Consider the following 23,307-nt stretch of genomic DNA (forward strand, 5'->3'; position numbering starts at 1 on the left):
AAGCATAATAAAACATAAACAACAAAACTGACATTAATAAATTATTGAAATACCAACACTTGTTAAAAAATAACAACAATAAACAAACAAAATAGATAAATATATCCAATTAAGGTATAATTAAGTTGTATTAGTTAGATTTATAATTAATATATTATATGAATTAGAGTTGCTATAAAACTGAAAGTATTGAAATTACAACGATATAAGCGATTGTATAAAGTTAATGACTTTAGCTTTTAAAATAGATAAATGAGAGTTTGCCACCCATTTGCCACCGTAGTATATTTTTGGGTGGCAAACTAGTTTGTAATTCTTTCAAATATATCTACAGTTTCATTTTTCATTTTATCTGTTACATGTGAATAGGTATCCATTGTAGTTGATAATTGACTATGACCTAAACGGTTTTGAATGTCTTTAATGTTAGCCCCATTTTCTAATAGTAAGGTAGCATGTGTATGTCTTAGACAATGGAAATGGAAGTCATTGTTTAAGGCTTCTCTAATTTGTCTTACTATAGTATCCATAGTGTGAATAGTTACTTGTTGACCATTTTCTTTAGTACATACCCAATCACTATCAAAGTAAAATTCACCATATTTTAATTTCATTTTCTTTTGATATAGTTTATGTTCTTTTAATGCTCTTACTAAGGTATCACCTGTAAATATAGTTCTACAAGAGCTTTCTGTTTTTGGTTGGCTTAATTCAAACATTCCATTCTTCTTTTTAATCAGAGTATGTTTTACTGTGATAGTTTTATTATCAAAGTCTATATCATCCCATGTTAGTGCAATAATTTCACCTCTTCGCATACCAGTATAAAATCCAATTAGTAAGACTATACGCTGAAATGAATCTTGAGGAAATATATTTAATGTTTGATTAAATTCTTCTAGTGTAATAGTTTTAACTTTTTTAGGTTCTATTTTAGACTTAGTTTTTGGTATACTTACATATTGCATAGGATTTTCTCGTATGTGTTTGTAAGGGTAGACTGCTGATTTTAATGACCTATGTAATATAGCTTTTAATACTTGTAATGTACTCTGAGAATAATCTTCTTTGTACTTTTTGTTTATGAAATTTTGTAGTATTGCTGGTGTTAGAGCTTTTACTTTATAAACTCCTAATTTTGGTTTTATATGTTTTTCTATGTTTATTCGGTAGCTTTCTTGAGTGTTGTATTTACAGTTAAGTAAAACATATTCTTTGTACCAAAAGTCAAGATAGTCTGATAAGCTGATGTTGCTTTCTTCAAATACTATGCCAGAGTTTTCATATTCATTTAGTGCTTCTCTTAGTGCTTTTTCTGCTTCTTTTTTTGTATTTCCACCAACTCTTTCTACTTTTTTTCTTTTTCCTTCTACTATACCTAGGTCAAAGTAGTAATACCACTTGTTGCTTCTTTTTCTTACTCCACCTTTCATAATAGTACCCCCTTTTTAGAATGTATGTTTGTTTTATGTTTATATAAAAGAGCAGAATGACTGCTCTTTATATACTTTTTTGTTATGTATAAGATGACTTTAAGTTTATTTGTTTAATTTAAACTCATTTATTTTCTTAATATTCTTATAATTTTTTTGTTTTTATGACAGTTTATTACAATGATGTTAAAATATATAATTATTAAATTATAATCTATAAAAGTAGAATAAAGGAGTTTAAAAAATATCCTCATATATGTAGAAATTTGGTAAATTAGTTAATACTAAAAATCTATTGTTTCCTAAATCTAACATGTTTTTCTTTCTTGATAGAAATTCTAATCTTTTTAATAAGAATTCGATACTAACTTGTAATTCTTCGGCTATTTCGTATACGCTTGTTGTATGTGAGTTAATAACATGTATTATTTCTTCTTCTGTTATAAGAAATTCACATGCCCATCTTAAGGCTTTGTTTTCAGTTTTATCTATCAAGATTTTGTTTTTATAGATGTTTTTTGAAGATACATAATTTCCAACACTGGTAAAATGATGTCCCAATTCTTCTGCCAGTATTTCTGTTAGCTTAGTCTTGTTTTGCTTTAATGAGTTAAGCAATGATATAATTTTTAGCCCTTGTTTGTTTATATACAATCCTTTTATGTCATCTGCTATTTTGTCAGTGTAGTAAATTTCTATCTCTTCATTATTTGCTAAGTCTAAAAGTGCGTCTAGTTTGTTCATGGAAATCCCCCTATAAAAAGAATGTATTTTTGATTTTTGTTATATATAAAGAGCAGGTGTTAACTGCTCTAAATATTCATTTTTTATCCAAAAAAGATTGGATAATTTTAGCTGTAGACAAAATATGGATTATAGTATATGATTATAATATAATTACATATAATATATGTAAGCACTTACAAATGTGTGTTAGTATAGTTAGCACTAAATTTGTATTTGTGCTTAAAGCGATTAAAGGAGTTTTGGAGCGGTGGGTAGAGTTTTACTCACTATAACCAAGACTCTTTTGCATATTAGAGTATTTCATGTAGTCATATATTCTAATAAGCCTTCTTAAATTTGTTTTTTCACTTGTTTTTGCAGACTCTAAAATATTAGGATTTTCCTCAAATATTTTCTTAAGTAGATTTTCTAACTGCTCAGTGTCAATTTCTTTTTCTTCTAAAAAAGCAATAAGTCTTGTAGCTTTTTCAAATGATTGATGTTCATCATTCCAAATACCATAAACACTTCTATTTTTTATGTAAGTATTATTTCTATTTTTTTTAATACTATTGCTTATAATATTTTCAAAGTCACTTTCTAGTGCAATTGTCCTATAATCTGGAAATTCAAGTGTACTATTAAAAAGATGTTTGTTTAATGGTAATTTATTATATTGTTTAATTAAAGATGGATAAGCGTATTCAAGTAATTCATCTGATGAAAATTCTAAGTCATTCATGACTATATCACGATACCATTCATCAAAACTTAATCCTTTTAATCCTTTAAGACCAAAATCACTTGCCTTGCCAACTGCTAAAACTAAATCTTCATCTTTTATTCTTGTATCATCAACACTACCAACCCGAATTTTAGCAGTAGGTTTGTTAGTAATTGTGAAATCGTAAAATTCTTGTTTGAACATTCTTAATATTCTAACTGGTAATTTTGATTTTTTTTCAGATAATGCATCATAGAGTAAATTAAAATCTTCCAGTTTAATTTTAGTCATAGTAATCATTTTATTATCAAAAGCAATTGTATGACTTGATATTTCTATATCATTAAAGTTTTTTTCATATTCAATGAATATGAAACGTTCCTCAAGTTTTTTAGCATTTTCATTAGATAGACAATTAACTATAGCATTAAGTATTTTTTTTATATTTACATCTGTAACAGAGTAACCAATAAATATGATAGGAAACTCAACAAATATAGTCATTAGTTTAGCCGCCAAGTAGGCACTTTTGCTGTCAAAGTCTATATAATCAGCTTCATTTATTACAATACTATTTGGTGAAGAAACACATCCATGAATTTTATAAATTTCTGCAATACCTTGTATAGATGAAAAAACTAAATTTTCTTGACCTATATATGTTGTATAATTATCAACGATAGTTTCTAAAAAACAATCATAATTTGTTGTAATAAATCCTGACAAACTTTTTTTAGAGATATTACTAAGTTTTTGAACTTCATCCTGATATTTATCTACTATTTTAGAATTATTTTTAATATACATAGCAATTTCTGCCTTAAATGGAGAAACTCCTGATTTAACAATATCTAAATACTTAGAGTCTAAGCTTCGTATAGAAGAATCTGAAAACCATTTTTTATTAAAATCATTTTCAATAAGTTCTGCAATTCTAGGATTTATACCCATTTTTGGATTCTCTGATTTTGCTTTATTTTTATAACTTGTATATATAAAGTCATCATTACTAATTTTTTCTGCAAAGACTTTTAGTAAATCCTCCCAATTTGGAAGATTATAGTATCTTCTAGTTAAACCTGAACCAACAAATAAAAATGGTGTAGCATTAAATCGGTTTATGACATCTGATATTAAAGATTTCATATAATTTATCACCTACTTTTAATTTATTTTTTGTATTTATTCATTAAAAATTCAATATAATCATTAAGCTGTTCTTGTGCTTCCTCAGGTAAATCCTCATGTGGATTTGCTTTGTGTGCAGCTACAGTATCTATATGATTTCTAACAAGTGTTGTGCCTAAAAGATAATCTGTTGTAACATCAAAATAATTAGCAAGTTTTACAATATCATCACTTGGAGGTGCACTAAGATTATTTTTATATTTGTATAATAAATCTTCTTCTATTTTTACTTCTTGACTTAATATATCTAATGATATTTTTTTTTCTTGCATTAATCCATTTAATCTTTTTGAAAAAATGGGATTTAAAGGTTGATTTATTTTAAAAGAATCATCATGTTTTATTTGTGTAGAGACACCTTTTCCAATTTTGCCTAATTTAAGAAGTAGTTCATCCAATGTTAAATTTAAGGCTAGACTGATTTTTTCTAATGCATCAAGTGTGGGTTCAACTGCTTTTCCATTTCGAGGGTCTTTACCCTTTTCAAGTTTATCTATATAAGTATGACTAAGATTACATAAGTTAGAAAAATCTCTAAGAGAGAGCTTATTTTTTTCTCTATATTCCTTTATTATTTGACCCAGTTTTTGCATATATTTCACCTCTTATGATTTGATTTAATATGATTATATCAGAAAAGTGTTAACTATTGTTGACAAATTTTGAAAAAATAGTAAAACATAGTTGACATAAAAATAAAAACACTGTATACTATGGTTAACAGGAGGCGAGGAGGTGGCTAAAATAACTAATAATTTATATAAAGCAAGAAAAGAGCTAAATTTTTCGCAAAGTAAATTAGCACAAAAGGTAGGAATATCAAGACCATATCTATCAAAAATTGAAAATGGTATGGTTAAACCTTCAGCAGAAATAACATATAGAATATCTATAGAATTAGGAAAAAGTATAGAAGAAATTTTTTTTACAGATTCAGTAAATTATGATTTACAAGATAGGGGGAAATAATTATGAATAATTTGCAAGTTATAATTAAAAATGGAAAATTTTTAGTTGAAAGTAGAGAAGTTGCAGAATTGATAGAAAGAGAACATAAGCATCTGATGAGAGATATAAGAGGATACATAGAGGTACTTAATAAATCTCACAGTCCAAGATTGGACAGTGAAAAATTTTTTATAGAAAGTACATATCTAAATACAAGAAACCAGGTTCAACCTTGTTATCTATTGACTAAAAAAGGTTGTGATATGGTAGCTAATAAAATGACTGGAGAAAAAGGAATCATATTTACTGCTATTTATGTGGCTAAGTTTGATGAAATGGAAAAGTCTTTAAAAAATGAACCACAACCTAAACTACCAACTACATACAAAGAAGCATTACAACATCTTATAGAGCAAGTAGAAGTAAATGAGAAGTTACAACTAGAAGGTAAAATGAAAGACCAAGTAATAAAAGAGTTAAAGCCAAAAGCAGATTACACAGATATGATACTTAAAAACAAAGGTCTTGTCACTATAACTCAAATAGCAAAAGACTATGGAATGAGTGGAAAAGAAATGAATAAAATACTTCATGAAAGAGGGATTCAATACAAACAAAGTGGGCAATGGCTTTTATATAAACAGTATCAAGGCAAGGGATACACTCATTCAGAAACAATAGATATAACTAGAAGTGATGGAATGACTGATGTAAAAATGACAACTAAATGGACTCAAAAAGGAAGATTGTTTTTATATGATTTATTAAAAGTAAATAATATATTGCCAGATATAGAAAAAGAGTATAGTTATCAAACTTCAATGTTGGGTTAGTACTTTGAAAAATAAATACAGAATATTCAAAAAGAGGTGATTAGGTAGAAATGAAAAATAAAAAAACTCCAAAGGTAGTACCTAAGGAGCTATCAAATTTAACTGTGATGATTGTACCTAAAAATGAAGATAGTTTAATTATTAAAATAAATAAAATTAAATTCTTAATAGATGAATTAAACAAAGAGATTAGTACAATACCATCTGAGTTTAAATCATATTTAAAACTTTAGATTAGATTTTAAATATTCTTTTGTAGCAGTAATAAGGATTTTACCCCATGTAGAACTGAGGTGAATCCAATGTTGATAGGCGACAATATAAGCCAAATCCTAAGAAAAAGAGATATAAAACCTTATAAATTGGCAAAAGAATTGAATATAGATATAAGTGGTCTATATAAATTGTTGAAGAATAAAAATTCTAATCCAACTATAGATACTCTAATAAAATTAGCTGATTTTTTAGATATTACATTAGACGAATTAGTTGGAAGATAAATAATTGAAAAGAGGGGAGAGAATTTTAACATGGATATTTCTGAAAGTATAACAAAGCAATTTAGTGATAGTTTAAAAAGTTTAATAGAAATAGAGATAAATAAACAAGAGACAGATAGAGTTAAGAGTCAAACTGTTGAACAAAAGGTAAAAGTACTGGAGCCTAAAGATATAGTTGTCTTGATAAAAAGAGGTTATCCAAATTACTTGATAACAGTAGAAGAAGCAAGGGGAATTTTAAAATTAGATACAGTTTTTATGCGTAGGTTAGTGAGCACAGGTTTGATAAAATCACTGGCTAGAGGTGATGGTAGAAAAATTTCAAGATATGAAGTTGATGATTTTATTGAAAGAAATCAAGGTAGAAATTTGGATGAACTTTTAAAAGAAGCAGAAAAAGAAATAATCTAAAAAATTACTTTAAGGGGGTAAGTTACATGGAAGGATTAATAATAAGATTTGATTTAGATAAGTTTAAGGTAGGAAATGTAGTAAAAATAAGCTCTAAAAGACTTAATTTTGAAGGGAATTGTCTAATTGTACATGCTTCTACACATGAACTAAATTTAGCATACTATGACAAAGAAAGAGGCAGTATGGAGTATCAAGCTCTAACAATAGAAGATATAGAATGCAGTGATTATGAAATTAAATTTCTAAACTAAAAGGGGGCAAGTTATATGGAAACAGCTAGATTAATCGCAATAGGTCAAATTAGACAAGCAGAAAAGGAAATAAAAAAATTAAAGGAGCTAGAAGAGTTTGAAACTAGTAGTTTGAACTGGTGGGAGGCTGTAAAGTTTGCTAGTCAAAATATCTTAGAAGGACTAGAATTTGATATTAAATTAGAAGCTTCTGTTGAGTTTAGAGAGGTTATGATGTATCAAGAAGAACTTGAAAGAGATAGAGCGATAGATGTTCAGATATAAAGAAAAGAGCCTTTGCACAGGCTCAATAAAAAATAATATAAAATATAAGCTAATTATAGCACAAGGGGGAATAAATGAAAACAAGAAATGAAATAATTAAAGATTTAGAAGATAGATTATTTTTATTAAAATTCATGTCAGTGGATGAAGTAGACTATGATGTAAAATTTGGACAAATATCAGCATTAGAATCTTGCATAGATAAACATAGAAAAGGATGGACTTTGAAACAATTTAAAAAGCATTTAGAAGAATACCAATTACAAGGGGGTTGTGGTGATTACATAGATGGTTTTATGTCAGTTTTAGAAAGAAATACTAGAGAAATGGAGGGGGAAGTTGATGGAAGTGAATAATATTTACATAAAATTGATGGATGTAAGAATTAAGTTTAATAAATTAGATATAAAAAAGAGTGGTCAAAACAAGTTTGCTAACTTTAAATATTTTGAGTTAGCAGACTTCTTACCTCAAGCAACAGAGTTATTACAAGAAGCTAAATTATGCCCTATAGTGACCTTTACAAATGATTATGCAACCCTAACATTGATTAATGGAGAAAAACCAACAGAAGAGATAATATTTACTTCTCCAATGAGAGAATTACAATTAAAAGGTTCTAATGAGTTACAAGCATTAGGAGGAATTGAAACATATCAGACAAGGTATTTGTACATTCAGTTATTAAACATTACAGAAAATGATACTTTTGATGCTACTAGTGGAAAAGAAGATTATAAAAGAAATGACTTAATAAACTCCTCTGGTAAAGCAAATGAAAATGGTCAAATTAAGATAAGTCAAAATCAGATAAAAAGGTTGTTTTCAATAGCAAATACAATAGGGAAGGATTCAGATAGAGTAAAAAGTGAAGTATATTATAAGTTTAATAAAGAAGTTAAGGACTTAAGTAAACAGGAATATGACCAGATATGTGTTGGATATGAGAAATTACAAAAGGAAAAAGGAATAATTAAGTAGGTGAGTTTCTTGAGGGACAGAGACAAAGCAACTATAGAAAAAGGAAATATACTAAGTGATGGATATGGTCTTTCCCCACAATTAGTAGCTAGAGATTCATGGTTAACAACAGGAGCAAGAGCATTATATTTCTATCTATCCAGTTTTGCAGGAGCAAGTGGGACATGTTATCCATCAAGGGATATTATGACTCATGAACTTGGTATAAATAAAGATACTTTTAGTAAATATCTAAATGAACTAAAGACGAGTGGCTATATAAAAGTATATAAAAATAAAACTAGAGAGGGAAGGATGCAAAATAATATATATGAAATAGTGTTTGATAGAAGTTATATAGAAGGTCATATATCCATTAGATGCAAGAAAGAAAATAAAAAAAAACCATGTCCGAAAAAAGCAGACATGGAACCATGTCCGAATTTACCGGACATGGCTCAACCGGACATGGAAAAGTCGGACACTATAAGTAACAGTATTATAAATAACAGTATTAAAAGTAGTATGTATATAGAGCAACCTGTGGATAACTATTTAAAAGAATTTAAGAAGCTCTATGAAGAAAATATAGGAGTAGTATATCCAGTCACAGCAGAATGGTTATTAGAAGTATCTAATGAAGTAGATATAAAAGTATTTAAAAGAGCCATAGAGATATGTGCTGAAAGAATGAGTATGAACTTATCATATTTAAAAGGCATTCTTAAAAAGTGGAAAGATGCAAACATAACTACATATGAGCAATTAGAATTATATAAATTACAACATGAAAATAAAAAATCAAGAAAATCTAGCAATCAAACAAATAAAAATAAGTTTGCTAATTTTGAACAAACATTTACTCAATATAGTAACAAAGAACTAGATGAAATTATAAAGAAAAGCCAAAAGGCTAAATTTAAATAATAATAGTGGAGGTATTAAAATGAATCAAGTTGTATTAGTTGGGAGATTAACTAGAGACCCAGAACTAAAATACATACCAGGAAAAGGTACAGCAGTAGCATCATTTACAATAGCAGTAGACAGAAATTATATAAATAAAGATGGAAAAAGGGATACTGACTTTATACCAATAGAGGTAATAGGTAAATCAGCTGAATACTGTGCAAATTACATAACAAAAGGGAAGCTAGTAGCATTAGAAGGAAATATAAGAGTTGACAATTATCAAACTCAATCAGGAGAAAAGAGAACATTTACAAAAGTAAGTACAAAATCAGTACAATCATTAGAAAGTAAGAGTAAATCAAGTAATTCATATAAAGAGAGTGTACAAGATGAAACAATAGGACTAGACCCTCAAGGATTTGAAATTATAGATGATGATGAGTTACCATTTTAATCTGAAAAGTTAAATATGAGGTGAAATAAATGTTTAAAGTAGAAAGGTATTTTAGTGGCTCAGTAGTGGACAACCTTATTGAAGATGACCTTACATGTAGAAACTACTTAGCATTATATTGTTGTTTGTTAGGAGTTATAAAAAATGGAAAAAGAGTGTATCCTAAGCCAGAAAAGATACTGGCTGAATTTGGAGTTAAGAAGGACAGAAAAATAAAAAAAGAATTGCCAGTAAGAATTAGAAATGTTAATACAGGTGAGGTAAAAGAATTTGAGTCTATAGATGGTGCAGCCTGTTTTTTAAGATTAAAATATCAAGCAGTTTATCAAGCTATTAAAAAGAAAAGTAAAACTAGAAGTGGCTGGAAAGTTGAATACATTGAGGAGGAATAATGGAAGTTTCAAGGACAGAATACACAATTAAGAGAGCAAAAGAGTTATATGACAATGGAGAGGATATATTTATTGCTATAGATAAGGCTAGAGAAGAATATGAGGAGATGATTAAAAGTGAATATCTTAGCTAGTGTGATATTAGTAATAGGAAGTTTCATAGCTGGTAGGGTTTATGAGTATAGATTGAATCTAAAAGAGTGCGAAAATTGTGATAATAAGTATAATGAAAAATAAGAAAGAAGTGATTCTATGAATAAAAGAATAATTTGCAATTGGTGTGGTAAGTTATTTTACATTCCAAAAGAGTCTAAAAGAATTTACTGTTGTAAAAAATGCGAGAGAAAGTCTAATAAAAGCAATAGAGAGCATCAAAATTAATTTTAAATTAGTAAAACTATGGAGGAATAGCAATGAATAAGTTTCAAAAAGCAGTTTCTCAAATGGTAAAGCAAGAGGAAAAAGAAAACTTATGGCAAGGATACGAAAATTGTAGGGTAGGTAGAAGTATACCAAGTTCAATAAGAATATATGTAAAAGGATTTAAAAGGTTTGGATATAGTGTACATGAGGTTTATAACTTTATAAATGATATTAATAAGTATTAGTAATTTTTAAGAGATAAAGGAATTATTTAATTGAGTAAATACAATAATAAGAAAATTATAATAGATGGAATTAAATTTGATAGCAAAGATGAATCAGAATATTATCTATATTTAAAAGAAAAGAAAGAAAATGGAGAAATTAAAGATTTTGGACTACAACAAAAGTTTGAATTACAGCCTAAATTTAAGAAGGATGGAAAGAACTATAGAGCTATTACATATACAGTTGATTTTGCCATATACAAATGGGATGGTGAAGTTGTTTATATAGATGTGAAAGGATACAGCACACAGCAAGGTGAACTTAGAAAAAAGCTTTTTGATTACAAATATCAAGATAAAAAATTGATATGGATTGCTAAGAGTAAAAAATATGGAGTAGATGGTTGGATAGAATATAGTGAACTTAAGAAAAAGAGAAAAGAAAATAAGAAAAAGGTAGTTTAAGTAAATAGGGGTGATGTTATGGCAAGTAAAGTTAAAAAGGAGTTTTTTATGGCAACAAAAAAGCACCTTGAGAACTACAAACAATTACATATTAATATTGAAAGTCTAAAACTTCAAATAAAAAATCTTAAAGAGTGCCATTTAGGTGATTTTATGCAAGGTTTAAGCTATGACAGCATTCCTATAAGTAAGACTAATTCAATAAGTAATCAAGTTGAAAATGAGTTAATTATTCTTGAAGAAAAGATAATAGAAAAACAGATAGAACTATATGAAATGGAAGCACTAAAATATACAATAGATGCATCCATAAGCAATTTAAAACCTATACATAAACAAATTATAAGGTATAGGTATATTGAAGGCTTAGAATGGAGTTTAATAGTTGATAAAGTATATCTAGAAGAGAGACAATTAAGAGAAAGAGCTAACCAAGCTATTAGTTCAATATCAATAGCCTTATTTGGTAAAAAGGCATTAATAGAACAAGAACCGTTATTTAAAATGTTAGATTTATAGGCAGTTAACAGCTGTCTATTTTTTTACTAAAAAAAGGAAAAAAGTATTGATTATATCGGTACGACATGATATACTATAAATATAGAAAGGAGGTGAAAGAAGTGGTCAAAAAAATAAAAGAGTTCGGCAAAGTTATCAAAGCCCTTACCGAACTTGTCCTTGAAATAGGTACACTAATAGCCGTTATAAAAATGGTATTAGATAGCCTATAAGACTTTAGAAGGGAAGTCAGCACCTTCCCTTCTAATTAAATAATAATACATGACCACTCAAAATACAATGGGAAAATATAAGGAATTAATTACAGAGTTAGGGAAATTAAGTTTTGGTATAGTTAAATTAATTGGTGCAATAGCATTATTAATATTTGCTATAAAATATTTATTTTCCTAGAGGGAGAGAAAGAAATGGAGAAAAGAATATTGAAAGTACTCTTATCAAAAAGTGGCTCAGGTTCACTAAGTCCTAAAATAACTCTACCAGCCACATGGATTAAAGAAATGAATATAACACAAGAGGAGAGAGAAGTTGAAGTTTATTTTGAAAACAATGAAATTAGGATTAAAAAGAAGGACCTAGATTAAATTCTAGGTCTTTTTATTGCCGTTTTTCTGCCGATTTTACAATTTAAAATATGAGATAATAGTATTGTGGAAATGAATATTTCTCTCTCAAAACTAAATATATATGTGGGCTAGGTTAAGGGATTCACCTAGCTTATATGAACAGACTAGGCAGGGCATGAGGATGCTGTAAGTTCAATTCTTACTATGTTCAAACTTATTAATACACTATATGTAGATATGTTGGATTAAATCCGAATTTAATTCAAATGTCTAAAAGGGTGGGGCTTGGTAACCTCACTCAATTTGCAAGTACTGGTGTGTAATCTTAGGTTCGATTCCTAAAACTTGCTCCCTTAAATATAATATGTATCCCCTAAAAATAAGACTTTAGATTAATTTTAAAGTCTTATTTTTTTATTTATAAAACAAATAAAGAGGTGGTGGTATGGCAAATTTGACTGAAAAACAAAAAAGGTTCTGTGATTATTATATTGAAACTGGTAATGCAACAGAAGCATACAAAAAAGCATACAAAAATAACAATCAAAGAGCATCAGAAAGCAATGGAAGTAGACTGCTGAGCAATGATAAGGTTAAAAATTACATTGATGAAAGATTAAAGCAAATTGAATCAAAGAGGATAGCAGATGCAAAAGAAGTTATGGAGTATCTAACAAAAATATTAAGAAATCAGGAAAAAGAAGAGGTTGTAATAGTATCTGAAAATGGTCCTGAAATAATAAAAAAAGATGTAAGTATAAAAGATAGAAATAAGGCTGCTGAATTATTAGGGAAAAGATATGCTTTATGGACTGAAAAAGTTGACCTAGATGGAAATGTTGGTGTAACCATAATTGATGATGTAGGTAACTTAAATGATGAATAAAAAATTATCTGAAATAATAAATAAAAATTTCTATGAATTTTGGAAAGTAAGTAATAGCAATAAATATTTATATCATGTATTAAAAGGTGGAAGAGCTTCAGCAAAGTCAACTCATATAGCCTTTTGGCTAACTTTAGCTATGGTTAAATATCCTGTAAATACTGTTTGCTTTAGAAAGGTTGGTAACACAATCATGGATAGTGTTTATGAGCAATTAAAAGAAACTATAGAGATATTTGGTTTAACACATTTATTTCAGTTTAAAAAATCTCCAATGGAAATTATTTTTATTCCAAGAGGAAATAAATTTATATTTAGAGGTCTTGATGACCCACAAAAGATAAAATCTATAAAGTCAGCTAAATATCCAATTGCTTTTGCATGGTTTGAAGAGGTTGCAGAAATAAAAACAGAAGATGAGTTATCTATGGTAATTAATTCAGTGTTACGTGGAGAATTACCTAATAAATTGAATTATAAAATATTTTTATCATACAATCCTCCAAAAAGAAAGCAATCATGGGTTAATAAGAAATTTGAAACACATACATTACCTAAAAATACATATGTTCATCATAGTATTTATTTAGATAATCCTCATATATCAAAAGCTTTCATTGAGGAAGCTAATGAAATTAAAATAAGAAATGAGTTTAAATATAGATGGGAGTACTTAGGAGAGCCTATTGGTTCTGGAGTAGTCCCTTTTTCTAATTTAGAGTTTAAAACAATAACAAATGAAGAAATATTTCACTTTGATAACATAAGGCAAGGTAATGACTTTGGATATGCAACAGACCCTATGGCATTTGTAAGGCTTCATTATGATAAAAAGAAAAGAATTATATATTTTATAGATGAAATATTTGGAGTGAAAATGTCTATAAGAGAATTAGCTTCTAAGATTAAATTAAAAGGGTATGACGATTTTAATGTTGTCTGTGATAGTGCGGAACCAAGAAGTATTGCAGAACTTAGAGAGTATGGCATAAGAGCATTAAAAGCTAAAAAAGGACCTGGTTCAATAGAATTTGGAGAGAACTGGTTAGATGATTTGCAAGCAATAGTAATAGACCCAAATAGAACTCCAAATGTCGCTAGAGAATTTGAAAATATAGATTATCAAACAGATAAAGATGGAAATGTAAGAGCTAAGTTAGAAGATAAAGACAATCATTCAATTGATGCAACAAGGTATGCACTAGAGTTAGATATGAAAACACATGGAAGAGAAAGACAATATAACAGTAGATAGGGGGTGTAACATGCTAGATTTGATAGATATAATTCAGATGGAACTTACAGGCTTATATGGACAAGAAGTAATACGAGAAATGGGTGAAATTATAAGGCTGTATGATAAGTACGAAGGTGCAGGACAACATTGGATAGAAGAGGAACAAGACTATAAGCAAACAAGAAAAAGAACCAATTATATTAAAAAGCTAATTAAAGAGGAAGCAAGGTTTTTATTTGGAAAGACACCAATATTTACAATTAGCCCAGAAAATGACTTAGATAAAGAAAAAGCGGAAGAAATAAACAAATGCATTAACAAAATTCTAAAGAGAAATTTATTTTCAGATAAATTAATTAAGGCAGCTAGAGATTGCTTTATTGGAAAAAGGATAGCTATAAAACTACATGCAGATAAAGAAAGTAAGAGTTTAAAGATAATGTTTGTACCCAGTTTAGAATTTATATATGAGCCATTCGATAACCAATTTGATGAACTTAAGAAAATCGTATTTTTCCATCAAACAAATCAAGAAGTGGAAAAAGATAAACAGAGAATTTGGAAACAAAAATATGAAATGGTAAATGGTAAATGTATATTAAGTGAAGGTATTTATAATGGTTATGGATTATGTATAGAAGAAATAGTAAGTGATACAGATTTAAAACTTAGTGGAATACCTTGTTATGTAATTCTTAATGATGGTTTACTTGGTGATTTAAAGGGTGAGAGTGACATAGAAGAGATATTTGATAATCAAATGGCTTATAATAAGCTTGCTTCTGAGGATATAGATACTCTTAAAAAAGGAATGAATCGTATTATATATGGGGTTGATGTTGAAGAAGAGTCAAGTAAACATTTTAAAATAAAGCCAGGTGCTTATTGGGATGTAGAAACATCTCAAACTGCTGACCAAAAACAAGCACAAATTAATACAATTCCTACTGATTTTGGATATGATAACAGAATAGAAAATTCACTTAATAGAATTAAATCAGATATGCATGAGGTATTGAATATACCGCTTATAAATAATCAAGACCTTAAAGGTATGATGACATCAGGCAAATCAATGAAGGCTTTGTATTGGCAACTAATAACTAGATGTGAAGAAAAAATGAAATCATGGGGTCCAGCTCTTGAATGGCTAATAAGAGCTATGATAGAGATGACAGAAGTATATAACATAGCTCAAATACCTAAATTAGATGCAGATTCCTATGAAGTGCTGGTTGAAAATCAGTATCCATTACAAGAGGATGAGGATTCTGAGAAATTACTTGATATACAACAAGTAAATGCTCAAGCAATGTCTAGGAAGACTTTCATTAAGAAGTGGGCTGATACTAATGATAATATAGCAGATGAAGAATTACAACAAATGTCAATAGAAAGACAAATATTAGAAGAAAGCTTCAATCTGGAAGAAGAATCAGAAGCTACAGATATAGAAGAATCAGAGGAAGAAACTGCTGAAAAAGAACCAAAAGAAGTAGTTGATGACTAATGACAAATAAGTTCAATAAGTCTATGAAGAATGCTGAAAGATTCAGAGATATATCTTCAAATAAAACTACTAAGAAGATAAGACAATTATATAAAGATATAGCTAATAAATATGTAAAAAAATTAAATAAAGTGAATTCTAACACATTAACTGAACAATATTTAAGAGAAAGTATAGTTTATTTAAATAAAGAATATGACAGGTTAGGAAAAAAGCTAAAAAAAGATATTGAAAGTGAAATATTAAAAGTAATAAAAACTACTACAGATGAACAATTAAGCTTTTTTAATAACATATGTGATAACTATTCAGTTAATTTAAAGCCACAATTTACTGAAATGTTTAGTAAAATCCATGAAGATGTATTAAGGCAAGTTATATCTGGTAGTATGTATAAAGATAAACTTAAATTAAGTGATAGAATTTGGAGTAACATAGATAAAACTAAGAAGGATTTAGATTACATTGTAAGTAGAGGATTAGCAGAAAAAAGAGGTAGTTATGATATAGCAAAAGATTTAGAAAAATATGTTAATCCAAAGGTAAAGAAAGATTATGAGTGGTCAAAGATATATCCTAAAAGTAATAAAAAGATAGATTTTAATGCATATAGATTAGCATCTACATATATAACTCATGCGTATCAAAAGACAGCTAAAGAAAGCTGTAAGAAGAATCCATTTGTTAAAGGAATTAAGTGGATGTCATCACATCATCCTAGAATGTGTAAAGTTTGTGCAGATAGAAATGGAAAAACATACATTCCAGAAGAATTGCCATTAGAACATCCTCTAGGAAAGTGTACATTTGAATATGATATTCCAATGAGTATGGAGGATATAGGTAAAGAGTTAAGAAACTGGATAGATGGAGAAGAAAACTCTAAACTTGATGAATGGTTTAATGAATATGGATTAGAGTTTGCAGGAATAGATAATAAAAAGTATAATAGTAATAAGAAGAATAATTCTAGCTCTAGGTCAAGTGGAGCTATAAGCAGAAAACTACTTGATGAAGATGGAGTTTATTTTAGAAAAGAAAAGCATGCTGAGTTGTATTATGAGGAGATAAGAAAAAGAACTTCTGATATATCTACTATAGCAAAAAATACAGGTTATAGTGAAAAGGTAATAGAAAATATAAAAAATCATGTTTTTATGAATAAGTATAACTTAGATAATGGATATAAAAGATTTGACCCAAGTTACGATATGGCTTTATCATGGCAGAGATTGATAGATGGCAAAAACATAAAGGAAAGTGATTTAATTCTTTTAAAACATGAAAGACTGGAAAAGTTTATTATGGATAGATATGGATACAATTATAAAGAAGCTCATAATATAGTTGTTAGAAAATATAATTATGATAAGAGTTTAAAAAAGGAGGGATTAATTTGGTAGAACTATTTAGAATATTTAATGATGAAAACTTTGTTAGATATGAATATGTAAATGATGGGATAAAAGAAGAATCTGGTATAATAGCTTTAAATAAGAAAACAAAGGAAGTTATATTTGAAAAAAGGGCTAAAAATGGAACTTCACTAACCTTCAGAGGAAGAACAAAATATAGATTATTAAAATATGCTGAAGAAAATGTTTATCCAGAAGAAGATTATATAGCAATATATTAAGGACACTTACTTAAATTAAAGATTAGTAGGTGTTTTTTTATTGCCTTTTTTAGCTATATGTAGGCGTAAAAGAAATAAATAGCAAACTATACTAGAGAAGCAAAACTCGTATAAAAGCGTAGTGTAGGAGGTAATAATGGAAGAATTATTAAAAAAATTAGGCTACCAAGACATAGACATAAAAAACATAATTGAGGGTATGAAAAAAGATAAAATTTACACTTCTAAGGAAGAAAACATAGATGAAAGATACAATAAGTTAAAAGAACAAAAAATAGCCTTAGAAGAGCAAATAAAAGGTGCAAATGATACTATATCAGATTTGAAAAAAAATAGTAAAAGCAGTGAAGATATAGAAGCAAAAGTGAAAGAATGGGAAAACAAATATAACGAACTTGATAGTACAAGTAAAGCCAAAATAAAAAATATGACTATAGACTATGCTATAAATTCTAAATTATCTGGAGTAAATGAAAAATATAGGAAGCTCTTATGCAAAGAATTTGATACTGATAAGATGGAAGTAAAAGATACTGGAGAAATTATAGGTTTAGATGAACAATTTAAAAACATATCAGAAACATATAAAGAATGGTTTGAAAGTTCTACTCCAAGTAATACTGGTTCACCAGGTAATTTCCCAAGAAAATCAAATATAGTCAATAATCCTTTTATAAAAGAAACATTCAATTTAACAGAACAAGGAAAATTATTAAAAGAAAACCCTGATAAAGCTAAAGAATTTGCAGCTCAAGCAGGAATAAATTTATAAGAAAGAGAGTGATTTAAATGGCAGTAACAAAATTAAGTGATGTAATAGTACCAGAATTATTTAACCCATATGTAATAAACAAGAGCATGGAGTTATCAGCTCTATATCAAAGTGGAATAATTACAAATGATGCAAGTTTGAATGCTTTAGCTTCTCAAGCTGCACCAGTTGTAAATATGCCTTTCTTTGAAGATTTAAGTGGAGAATCAGAACAAATAATAGAAGATGCTGATTTAACACCAAATAAAATTACTTCAAGTCAAGATGCAGCAGCTATATTAAGAAGAGCAAAAATGTGGGCAGCTACTGATTTATCAGCAGCTATGGCAGGAAAAGACCCAATGGCAGCAATAGCAAGTTTAGTTGGAAGTTTCTGGGCTAGAGATATGCAAAAAGAACTTATAGCAGTTTTAAATGGTATATTCTTATCTGCAAATATGACAACAAATAAATTAGATATATCAGCCGCAACAGGAAATGCAGCAAAATGGTCACCAGCAGCTTTTATAGATGCACAACAGTTATTAGGTGATGCACAAGAACAATTAAAGGCTATAGCAATGCATTCAGCTACAAAATCAGCACTTAAAAAGCAAAATTTAATAGAAACTATTAGACCAGATGCAGGTCCAGACTTTGACGTTTATCAAGATAAATTAGTTATAGTTGATGATGGCTGTCCTGTATCTAAAGAAGGTGTTTATACTTCTTATCTATTTGGTAGTGGAGCAATAGCTTTAGGAAATGGTAATCCAGTAGGATTTGTAGCTACTGAGATAGATAGAGATAAGAAAAAAGGTTCTGGAGTAGATTATTTAATTAATAGAAAAACATATATACTACATCCAAGAGGTATAAAATTTACTAATGCAAGTGTTGCAAAAACAGAAGGACCTTCAAGATTAGAGTTAGCAAAAGGTGAAAACTGGACAAGAGTTTATGAACCTAAACAAATAAGAATAGTTGAATTTAAACATAAATTATAAAATGTAGATTTAGTAGGTGATAGTATGGATTTAGAAGTTTTAAAAAATATAAAAATAGAACTTAGAGAAGAACAATCACCTTTTTTTTCTGATGATGAAATTACTTATTACTATAATAAAAACAATCAAGATTTTAAAAGTACTATGTATGAGTTATGTATATTAAAGGCTGAAAATGATAGTATCACTTTACCTGGAGGATTAAGCATGCCAGAAAATAAACTATACTGGTTAACTTTAGCAAAAAAATATAAGACAAATGGAAGTAGATGTCTATGATAGCTCAGAAAGTAAAACCAAAGATAATTAAGGCTATAAATAAGATGCCAACAGAAGGTATAGTAAAAAGAGTTGGAGTAAATGAGTTTGGAGAGCCTTCAGATGAAGAAAATATAATTTGCAATGTAATAGGATTATATCATGAAGGAAGTAGCTCTATAAGTCAAATAACAAAGGATAAAGGTGTTGTTATAAAAGATAAAGAGCAATATTTAATGGTTGTTTATGATGAAGATACAATAAAAATAAAACAAGGTGATTTTATGTATTTGGATAATAATAAGTTTGTTATACAGGACCTTGGAAATCAAAATAGAATGAATATTTATTTTGATTTAAAGTTAGGAAAGGTGAGATAGTATGAGCAATGGATTTAAATTTGATGCTAACAAACTACTTAATGCCTTAGTAAGTAGAGAAATGAAAACCAAAGCTGCACTAGGAGCTTATGCAGATACTTCATCTCAGTTACTAGAAAGTAATGCTAAAAATGATAGACCATGGAAAGACCATACTCATGAGGCTAAAAACAGGCTACATGGTAGTTGGGAATGGCAAGGAGATACTATAAGGATAGCACTTAGTCATGGAGTTGACTATGGATTATACTTAGAAAAAGGTACAGGACCACATGTTATAGAAGCAAGACCAGGAAGTTACTTATTTTGGGATGGAGCATCACATCCTGTTAAAAAAGTTAATCATCCAGGAAGTAGACCATATCCAATTATAATGCCAACTATAGAGAAATGTGGACCAAGTATTATAAGGGGTCTTGATGTGATTTTAAAGTAGGTGAAACATGTTTAAAAAAATATATAAACATTTAAAAAGTAAAGGTTTTAATGTGTATTCAATTGGGCAACATCAAGGATTATGCATAGAGCCTTTTTTAGTTATATTTGAAAAAGGCTCACTACAAACAACAGAAAAAAATATAATAAAAGATTTATTTGAGATATATGTATTTTATCCAATTGGACAGTATTCTAAAGTAAGTGAATACAAGACAAATATTGAAAATGTAATGGATGAAATAGTAGGAATAAAACAAGCTTATGAAGCTTTACCTATTCTTATAGATGATGAGAAACAAGCTTATTTTACAAGATTAAGTTATTATGAAAACAAACAAATTAGGAGGTAATAAATATGGCAGTACAAATATTAAATCAATACCCACTTACAGATGTTGTATTAGTTCAAATTGAAACAGTTGAACAAAATCCAGTTACATATACATTTGATACATCTGATGAGATAGGGACAGAGGAAATCATTTCTGAAGGTGAAGAATTAACATTAAAAATAAAGAAAAAAATAATAGCAAATAGAGCAGCAGAAGATACAAGCTTAGGATATGATTTAACATTAAAAGATAATGTGTTTTGTCCAGAAATACTTCAAATAATGCAAGGTGGAACAATAGAAAAAGAGGAAGATGGTAGCTTTAAGAGATACTTAGCACCTGAAGTAGGAAAGACTTTTTCTAAGAAATCTTTTAAAACAATAATCTATAGTTCAGTTGTTGGACCAGGAGGAGATACTGGGCAATTTGCTAAGACTACTTTCCCAAATTGTAAAGGAAAATCTGTTCCACTAAACTTTAAAGATGGAGAATATTACTCAAATGAATATGTTATAAATAGTAGACCTAATACAGGGCAATCTCCTTATGAGGTTGAAATAGTAGAAGAGTTGCCTAATGGTTATGAAGCTACAAAAGTATTTTTAGACAGTGCATCTGTATCAGGAGCAACAGCAGGAGATAAAAAGATAACAGGATTAACAACAGGTAAAATATATAAGGTTACAGTTAATAGTAATATAAAATATACTTTAGCAGATGGAACATTAACAGATACTGAGTCTGATAAAGCAGCATTAACAGGAACAGAGATAATAGGATTAACAAATGGAGAAACATATAAAGTTGAAGAAGTTAGTGTAAGTATATAAATAGATTAAAGCTCTAGTAATTAACTAGAGCTTTTTTTAGAAAGGGGACACAAATATGAATGAACTTAAAGTAACAAGTTTAGAAGAATTAAAGAAAATAAAATTGACTGAGGTAATTGAGGTTGGAAGATTTTTAGATGGAACTATGTTAGTTGCAGAAGTAAAACAACCAGACTTAATGGCTCTTGCAATGGCTGGTAAGATACCAAACAGCCTAATGACAGCATCAATGAGTTTAGTTGAAGAGAAGGAAAGTAAAGATAGTACAGGAGAAAAAGTACTAAAGAAGATGAATGATGAGTCTAATTTCTCTAAAGAAATGTTTGAAATGATGGATATAGTGGCTAAAGAAGTGCTAGTTAACCCTACATATGCTCAGATTAAAAAAATAGGATTGGAACTTTCTATTGAACAAAGATTAACATTATTTAATCGTATTCAAGGAGGTACAAAGTCACTAGAAAACTTTCATCAAGAGTCCACAGATATTGAGGATTCTAAATCAAGTGATAATGTACAACAAGATGCCTAGTGAGATATTAAGAATTAAAGATGAATATACTTCTTTTTGTTTTGATGAAGCTTGTATGTTTTTAGTAGATGCTATAAAAAATGATAAAAAGCTTAAATTTGAAAATGATGAAAAGAAAACTATAGATAAAAATGAGAGAAAAACTTTTGTCCAAATAGCATTAGAGAAAAAGAAAAAAGTTAATAGGTAAAATATTCTAAATGAATAGAATAAATTAATGTTAATTTATGATATAATGATAATATAGATATTTTGCAGTGTTCAATTTCTTATATACATTGGATGTAATCATTGAAAGTACTATGATATAAGCATATTTTGTGATATATCAAAAACACTACTGGTTACTCACTGCAATTTTAATATGGTTTTATATGTGTAAGGATTTAAAATGCTCAATTTATTTTGGGGTATTATATTAACTATGTGGTATGTAAAGAAAGGAATAGATGCAATCAAAAAATTAGGTGGCACAGTATTATATTAACTATGTGGTATGTAAAGAAAGGATTTAATGAGGTTCAAATAACAACTAGTGATTGTATTATATTAACTATGTGGTATGTAAAGTTAGCTGTGCTATGCATAGTACTCATAATTTCATTAAGTATTATATTAACTATGTGGTATGTAAAGTTAGCTGTGCTATGCATAGTACTCATAATTTCATTAAGTATTATATTAACTATGTGGTATGTAAAGAAAGAAGAACGAATAAAAATTGAAACTAATGTAAGTGTATTATATTAACTAAGTGGTATGTAAAGGTCGGACTTATTATCATAGATATCCCTTTTGCCAAAAGTATTATATTAACTATGTGGTATGTAAAAATTGTTTTAAATTGATTAAGTACATCTGTTGATTTATATTATATTAACTATGTATTGTACAATTAAATTAAAAAATATATTTGAGTTAGAGAGGTAGTATTTTATGTCGTTATTTGGAAGTAAAATTACAAAAGAAGAAAAAGAGAAAAATCGAGAAGAAACTGCAAAGTATTATGAAAGACTTAAAAATATGACAAAAGAAGAAAAAAAAGAGTATGAAATTCAAGAATTTATGAAGAAATATCAGTTAGAAAATTTAGATGAAAAAGATTTAATAGTGTTAAAGAGAATAGCAAGTGATTTGTTTGGAAATGGTCTTATTAAGGCAGGTATGGCTTTAAGCTTTACTGATGCAAAGGAACAAGCAAAAATAGGATACCTTAGTGCTTTAACAGAACAAAATTGGATGATAATTAGACAGTTAGCTCAGCTGAATACCAATATAGAAAAACTTATAGAAGATAAAAAAGAATAAATTGAAAATAGCAATACAGACACTTACTTAAATAGTAGGTGTTTTTTTATATGGAATTTTGAG

At 28.2% G+C, this 23,307-nt stretch carries 36 protein-coding genes and 1 CRISPR repeat array; of the genes, 32 read left to right on the forward strand and 4 right to left on the reverse strand.

The features are described from left to right. Positions 1-302: 302 nt before the first annotated feature. The 4 genes from IC175_RS18650 to IC175_RS18665 form a co-directional block, all read right to left on the reverse strand. Positions 303-1,433 (reverse strand): site-specific integrase, encoded by a 1,131-nt coding sequence (locus IC175_RS18650; RefSeq protein ID WP_227851906.1) that lies wholly within the window; start codon positions 1,431-1,433, stop codon positions 303-305. Positions 1,434-1,670: 237 nt separating this feature from the next. Beyond that, entirely contained in the window at positions 1,671-2,177 is a 507-nt protein-coding gene (locus IC175_RS18655; RefSeq protein WP_227851907.1) for an ImmA/IrrE family metallo-endopeptidase, read from the reverse strand. A gap of 262 nt (positions 2,178-2,439) precedes the next feature. Next, a complete protein-coding gene (locus IC175_RS18660; RefSeq protein ID WP_021408078.1) occupies positions 2,440-4,029 on the reverse strand; it encodes an SIR2 family protein in 1,590 nt (529 codons plus the stop codon). Positions 4,030-4,052: 23 nt separating this feature from the next. After that, on the reverse strand, positions 4,053-4,664 hold the full coding sequence (locus IC175_RS18665) for a helix-turn-helix transcriptional regulator (RefSeq protein ID WP_227851908.1): 612 nt from the start codon (positions 4,662-4,664) through the stop codon (positions 4,053-4,055). Between the two features lie 142 nt (positions 4,665-4,806). Between IC175_RS18665 and IC175_RS18670 the strand changes: the two genes are divergently transcribed. From IC175_RS18670 to IC175_RS18820, 32 genes are all read left to right on the forward strand, one after another. Next, a complete protein-coding gene (locus IC175_RS18670) occupies positions 4,807-5,040 on the forward strand; it encodes a helix-turn-helix transcriptional regulator (RefSeq protein ID WP_021408061.1) in 234 nt (77 codons plus the stop codon). Positions 5,041-5,042: 2 nt separating this feature from the next. After that, positions 5,043-5,852, forward strand: a complete 810-nt coding sequence (locus IC175_RS18675; RefSeq protein WP_227851909.1) for a phage antirepressor KilAC domain-containing protein — start codon at positions 5,043-5,045, stop codon at positions 5,850-5,852. A gap of 50 nt (positions 5,853-5,902) precedes the next feature. Beyond that, positions 5,903-6,085, forward strand: a complete 183-nt coding sequence (locus IC175_RS18680) for a hypothetical protein (RefSeq protein ID WP_227851910.1) — start codon at positions 5,903-5,905, stop codon at positions 6,083-6,085. A 69-nt stretch (positions 6,086-6,154) separates the two neighbouring features. Further along, positions 6,155-6,352 (forward strand): helix-turn-helix domain-containing protein, encoded by a 198-nt coding sequence (locus tag IC175_RS18685; protein ID WP_227851911.1) that lies wholly within the window; start codon positions 6,155-6,157, stop codon positions 6,350-6,352. 30 nt (positions 6,353-6,382) lie between these two features. Beyond that, positions 6,383-6,763 (forward strand): helix-turn-helix domain-containing protein, encoded by a 381-nt coding sequence (locus IC175_RS18690; RefSeq protein WP_227482456.1) that lies wholly within the window; start codon positions 6,383-6,385, stop codon positions 6,761-6,763. A 26-nt stretch (positions 6,764-6,789) separates the two neighbouring features. Continuing rightward, entirely contained in the window at positions 6,790-7,017 is a 228-nt protein-coding gene (locus tag IC175_RS18695; RefSeq protein ID WP_227437496.1) for a hypothetical protein, read from the forward strand. Between the two features lie 15 nt (positions 7,018-7,032). Beyond that, positions 7,033-7,281 (forward strand): hypothetical protein, encoded by a 249-nt coding sequence (locus IC175_RS18700; RefSeq protein ID WP_227437494.1) that lies wholly within the window; start codon positions 7,033-7,035, stop codon positions 7,279-7,281. Positions 7,282-7,355: 74 nt separating this feature from the next. After that, complete coding sequence (locus IC175_RS18705) at positions 7,356-7,637, forward strand: hypothetical protein (protein ID WP_227437492.1); 282 nt, start codon at positions 7,356-7,358, stop codon at positions 7,635-7,637. Continuing rightward, positions 7,624-8,262: an ERF family protein gene (locus IC175_RS18710; protein ID WP_021426512.1), complete on the forward strand. Its 639-nt coding sequence runs from the start codon at positions 7,624-7,626 to the stop codon at positions 8,260-8,262. The genes IC175_RS18705 and IC175_RS18710 overlap by 14 nt, the downstream gene beginning before the upstream one ends. Then, on the forward strand, positions 8,263-9,168 hold the full coding sequence (locus tag IC175_RS18715; protein WP_227437490.1) for a DnaD domain protein: 906 nt from the start codon (positions 8,263-8,265) through the stop codon (positions 9,166-9,168). A 19-nt stretch (positions 9,169-9,187) separates the two neighbouring features. Further along, the gene (locus tag IC175_RS18720; protein ID WP_227437489.1) at positions 9,188-9,607 is read left to right on the forward strand and encodes a single-stranded DNA-binding protein; all 420 of its coding nucleotides are present in this window, start codon (positions 9,188-9,190) and stop codon (positions 9,605-9,607) included. A gap of 29 nt (positions 9,608-9,636) precedes the next feature. Next, complete coding sequence (locus tag IC175_RS18725) at positions 9,637-9,999, forward strand: hypothetical protein (protein WP_021426509.1); 363 nt, start codon at positions 9,637-9,639, stop codon at positions 9,997-9,999. Then, positions 9,999-10,133: a hypothetical protein gene (locus IC175_RS19530; RefSeq protein ID WP_021362347.1), complete on the forward strand. Its 135-nt coding sequence runs from the start codon at positions 9,999-10,001 to the stop codon at positions 10,131-10,133. Before IC175_RS18725 ends, IC175_RS19530 begins: the two co-directional genes overlap by 1 nt. 279 nt (positions 10,134-10,412) lie before the next feature. Further along, on the forward strand, positions 10,413-10,607 hold the full coding sequence (locus IC175_RS18730) for a hypothetical protein (protein ID WP_021426507.1): 195 nt from the start codon (positions 10,413-10,415) through the stop codon (positions 10,605-10,607). 30 nt (positions 10,608-10,637) lie between these two features. Next, the gene (locus IC175_RS18735; protein ID WP_227851912.1) at positions 10,638-11,054 is read left to right on the forward strand and encodes a DUF1064 domain-containing protein; all 417 of its coding nucleotides are present in this window, start codon (positions 10,638-10,640) and stop codon (positions 11,052-11,054) included. An 18-nt stretch (positions 11,055-11,072) separates the two neighbouring features. Beyond that, on the forward strand, positions 11,073-11,573 hold the full coding sequence (locus IC175_RS18740) for a hypothetical protein (RefSeq protein ID WP_021426505.1): 501 nt from the start codon (positions 11,073-11,075) through the stop codon (positions 11,571-11,573). Positions 11,574-11,980: 407 nt separating this feature from the next. Next, positions 11,981-12,157, forward strand: coding sequence for a hypothetical protein (locus IC175_RS18745; protein WP_021426503.1), 177 nt, complete (start codon positions 11,981-11,983; stop codon positions 12,155-12,157). 427 nt (positions 12,158-12,584) lie between these two features. After that, on the forward strand, positions 12,585-13,025 hold the full coding sequence (locus IC175_RS18750) for a terminase small subunit (protein ID WP_021426502.1): 441 nt from the start codon (positions 12,585-12,587) through the stop codon (positions 13,023-13,025). Beyond that, positions 13,015-14,280, forward strand: a complete 1,266-nt coding sequence (locus IC175_RS18755; protein WP_227836519.1) for a PBSX family phage terminase large subunit — start codon at positions 13,015-13,017, stop codon at positions 14,278-14,280. Before IC175_RS18750 ends, IC175_RS18755 begins: the two co-directional genes overlap by 11 nt. Before the next feature lie 10 nt (positions 14,281-14,290). Next, complete coding sequence (locus IC175_RS18760; RefSeq protein WP_227851913.1) at positions 14,291-15,772, forward strand: phage portal protein; 1,482 nt, start codon at positions 14,291-14,293, stop codon at positions 15,770-15,772. Further along, positions 15,772-17,175 (forward strand): hypothetical protein, encoded by a 1,404-nt coding sequence (locus tag IC175_RS18765; RefSeq protein WP_227836517.1) that lies wholly within the window; start codon positions 15,772-15,774, stop codon positions 17,173-17,175. The genes IC175_RS18760 and IC175_RS18765 overlap by 1 nt, the downstream gene beginning before the upstream one ends. Then, positions 17,169-17,408: a hypothetical protein gene (locus IC175_RS18770; protein ID WP_054276810.1), complete on the forward strand. Its 240-nt coding sequence runs from the start codon at positions 17,169-17,171 to the stop codon at positions 17,406-17,408. The genes IC175_RS18765 and IC175_RS18770 overlap by 7 nt, the downstream gene beginning before the upstream one ends. A 136-nt stretch (positions 17,409-17,544) precedes the next feature. Further along, the gene (locus IC175_RS18775) at positions 17,545-18,180 is read left to right on the forward strand and encodes a phage scaffolding protein (RefSeq protein ID WP_227836516.1); all 636 of its coding nucleotides are present in this window, start codon (positions 17,545-17,547) and stop codon (positions 18,178-18,180) included. Between the two features lie 17 nt (positions 18,181-18,197). After that, on the forward strand, positions 18,198-19,166 hold the full coding sequence (locus tag IC175_RS18780) for a major capsid protein (protein WP_021426497.1): 969 nt from the start codon (positions 18,198-18,200) through the stop codon (positions 19,164-19,166). Positions 19,167-19,190: 24 nt separating this feature from the next. Next, complete coding sequence (locus IC175_RS18785) at positions 19,191-19,445, forward strand: hypothetical protein (protein WP_021426496.1); 255 nt, start codon at positions 19,191-19,193, stop codon at positions 19,443-19,445. After that, a complete protein-coding gene (locus tag IC175_RS18790) occupies positions 19,442-19,804 on the forward strand; it encodes a hypothetical protein (protein WP_021426495.1) in 363 nt (120 codons plus the stop codon). Before IC175_RS18785 ends, IC175_RS18790 begins: the two co-directional genes overlap by 4 nt. 1 nt (position 19,805) lies before the next feature. Continuing rightward, the gene (locus IC175_RS18795; protein WP_021426494.1) at positions 19,806-20,240 is read left to right on the forward strand and encodes a hypothetical protein; all 435 of its coding nucleotides are present in this window, start codon (positions 19,806-19,808) and stop codon (positions 20,238-20,240) included. A 7-nt stretch (positions 20,241-20,247) separates the two neighbouring features. Beyond that, positions 20,248-20,592: a hypothetical protein gene (locus tag IC175_RS18800; RefSeq protein ID WP_227437478.1), complete on the forward strand. Its 345-nt coding sequence runs from the start codon at positions 20,248-20,250 to the stop codon at positions 20,590-20,592. Positions 20,593-20,597: 5 nt separating this feature from the next. Further along, on the forward strand, positions 20,598-21,404 hold the full coding sequence (locus tag IC175_RS18805) for a hypothetical protein (RefSeq protein ID WP_021426492.1): 807 nt from the start codon (positions 20,598-20,600) through the stop codon (positions 21,402-21,404). Between the two features lie 55 nt (positions 21,405-21,459). After that, entirely contained in the window at positions 21,460-21,936 is a 477-nt protein-coding gene (locus tag IC175_RS18810; protein WP_021365404.1) for a hypothetical protein, read from the forward strand. Continuing rightward, positions 21,911-22,126 (forward strand): hypothetical protein, encoded by a 216-nt coding sequence (locus IC175_RS18815; RefSeq protein WP_022617031.1) that lies wholly within the window; start codon positions 21,911-21,913, stop codon positions 22,124-22,126. Before IC175_RS18810 ends, IC175_RS18815 begins: the two co-directional genes overlap by 26 nt. Positions 22,127-22,346: 220 nt before the next feature. Beyond that, positions 22,347-22,769: a CRISPR direct-repeat array (repeat unit 29 nt; unit sequence GTATTATATTAACTATGTGGTATGTAAAG). Between the two features lie 103 nt (positions 22,770-22,872). Continuing rightward, positions 22,873-23,244 (forward strand): hypothetical protein, encoded by a 372-nt coding sequence (locus IC175_RS18820; protein WP_021371998.1) that lies wholly within the window; start codon positions 22,873-22,875, stop codon positions 23,242-23,244. The last annotated feature ends 63 nt before the right edge of the window (positions 23,245-23,307 follow it).

This window comes from Clostridioides sp. ES-S-0123-01 (genome assembly GCF_020658415.1).
Taxonomy (GTDB): Bacteria; Bacillota; Clostridia; order Peptostreptococcales; family Peptostreptococcaceae; genus Clostridioides.

Coding starts and splice junctions, on each gene's coding strand:
- IC175_RS18720 (WP_227437489.1), top strand. CDS start 9,188: ATGAATCAAGTTGTATTAGTTGGGAGATTAACTAGAGACCCAGAACTA.
- IC175_RS18820 (WP_021371998.1), top strand. CDS start 22,873: ATGTCGTTATTTGGAAGTAAAATTACAAAAGAAGAAAAAGAGAAAAAT.
- IC175_RS18760 (WP_227851913.1), top strand. CDS start 14,291: ATGCTAGATTTGATAGATATAATTCAGATGGAACTTACAGGCTTATAT.
- IC175_RS18810 (WP_021365404.1), top strand. CDS start 21,460: ATGAATGAACTTAAAGTAACAAGTTTAGAAGAATTAAAGAAAATAAAA.
- IC175_RS18740 (WP_021426505.1), top strand. CDS start 11,073: ATGGCAAGTAAAGTTAAAAAGGAGTTTTTTATGGCAACAAAAAAGCAC.
- IC175_RS18775 (WP_227836516.1), top strand. CDS start 17,545: ATGGAAGAATTATTAAAAAAATTAGGCTACCAAGACATAGACATAAAA.
- IC175_RS18695 (WP_227437496.1), top strand. CDS start 6,790: ATGGAAGGATTAATAATAAGATTTGATTTAGATAAGTTTAAGGTAGGA.
- IC175_RS18675 (WP_227851909.1), top strand. CDS start 5,043: ATGAATAATTTGCAAGTTATAATTAAAAATGGAAAATTTTTAGTTGAA.
- IC175_RS18730 (WP_021426507.1), top strand. CDS start 10,413: ATGAATAAGTTTCAAAAAGCAGTTTCTCAAATGGTAAAGCAAGAGGAA.
- IC175_RS18665 (WP_227851908.1), bottom strand. CDS start 4,664: ATGCAAAAACTGGGTCAAATAATAAAGGAATATAGAGAAAAAAATAAG.
- IC175_RS18655 (WP_227851907.1), bottom strand. CDS start 2,177: ATGAACAAACTAGACGCACTTTTAGACTTAGCAAATAATGAAGAGATA.
- IC175_RS18660 (WP_021408078.1), bottom strand. CDS start 4,029: ATGAAATCTTTAATATCAGATGTCATAAACCGATTTAATGCTACACCA.
- IC175_RS18680 (WP_227851910.1), top strand. CDS start 5,903: ATGAAAAATAAAAAAACTCCAAAGGTAGTACCTAAGGAGCTATCAAAT.
- IC175_RS18725 (WP_021426509.1), top strand. CDS start 9,637: ATGTTTAAAGTAGAAAGGTATTTTAGTGGCTCAGTAGTGGACAACCTT.
- IC175_RS18755 (WP_227836519.1), top strand. CDS start 13,015: ATGATGAATAAAAAATTATCTGAAATAATAAATAAAAATTTCTATGAA.
- IC175_RS18710 (WP_021426512.1), top strand. CDS start 7,624: ATGGAAGTGAATAATATTTACATAAAATTGATGGATGTAAGAATTAAG.
- IC175_RS18650 (WP_227851906.1), bottom strand. CDS start 1,433: ATGAAAGGTGGAGTAAGAAAAAGAAGCAACAAGTGGTATTACTACTTT.
- IC175_RS18765 (WP_227836517.1), top strand. CDS start 15,772: ATGACAAATAAGTTCAATAAGTCTATGAAGAATGCTGAAAGATTCAGA.
- IC175_RS18690 (WP_227482456.1), top strand. CDS start 6,383: ATGGATATTTCTGAAAGTATAACAAAGCAATTTAGTGATAGTTTAAAA.
- IC175_RS18750 (WP_021426502.1), top strand. CDS start 12,585: ATGGCAAATTTGACTGAAAAACAAAAAAGGTTCTGTGATTATTATATT.
- IC175_RS18785 (WP_021426496.1), top strand. CDS start 19,191: ATGGATTTAGAAGTTTTAAAAAATATAAAAATAGAACTTAGAGAAGAA.
- IC175_RS18705 (WP_227437492.1), top strand. CDS start 7,356: ATGAAAACAAGAAATGAAATAATTAAAGATTTAGAAGATAGATTATTT.
- IC175_RS18700 (WP_227437494.1), top strand. CDS start 7,033: ATGGAAACAGCTAGATTAATCGCAATAGGTCAAATTAGACAAGCAGAA.
- IC175_RS19530 (WP_021362347.1), top strand. CDS start 9,999: ATGGAAGTTTCAAGGACAGAATACACAATTAAGAGAGCAAAAGAGTTA.
- IC175_RS18795 (WP_021426494.1), top strand. CDS start 19,806: ATGAGCAATGGATTTAAATTTGATGCTAACAAACTACTTAATGCCTTA.
- IC175_RS18805 (WP_021426492.1), top strand. CDS start 20,598: ATGGCAGTACAAATATTAAATCAATACCCACTTACAGATGTTGTATTA.
- IC175_RS18780 (WP_021426497.1), top strand. CDS start 18,198: ATGGCAGTAACAAAATTAAGTGATGTAATAGTACCAGAATTATTTAAC.
- IC175_RS18790 (WP_021426495.1), top strand. CDS start 19,442: ATGATAGCTCAGAAAGTAAAACCAAAGATAATTAAGGCTATAAATAAG.
- IC175_RS18800 (WP_227437478.1), top strand. CDS start 20,248: ATGTTTAAAAAAATATATAAACATTTAAAAAGTAAAGGTTTTAATGTG.
- IC175_RS18685 (WP_227851911.1), top strand. CDS start 6,155: ATGTTGATAGGCGACAATATAAGCCAAATCCTAAGAAAAAGAGATATA.
- IC175_RS18745 (WP_021426503.1), top strand. CDS start 11,981: ATGGAGAAAAGAATATTGAAAGTACTCTTATCAAAAAGTGGCTCAGGT.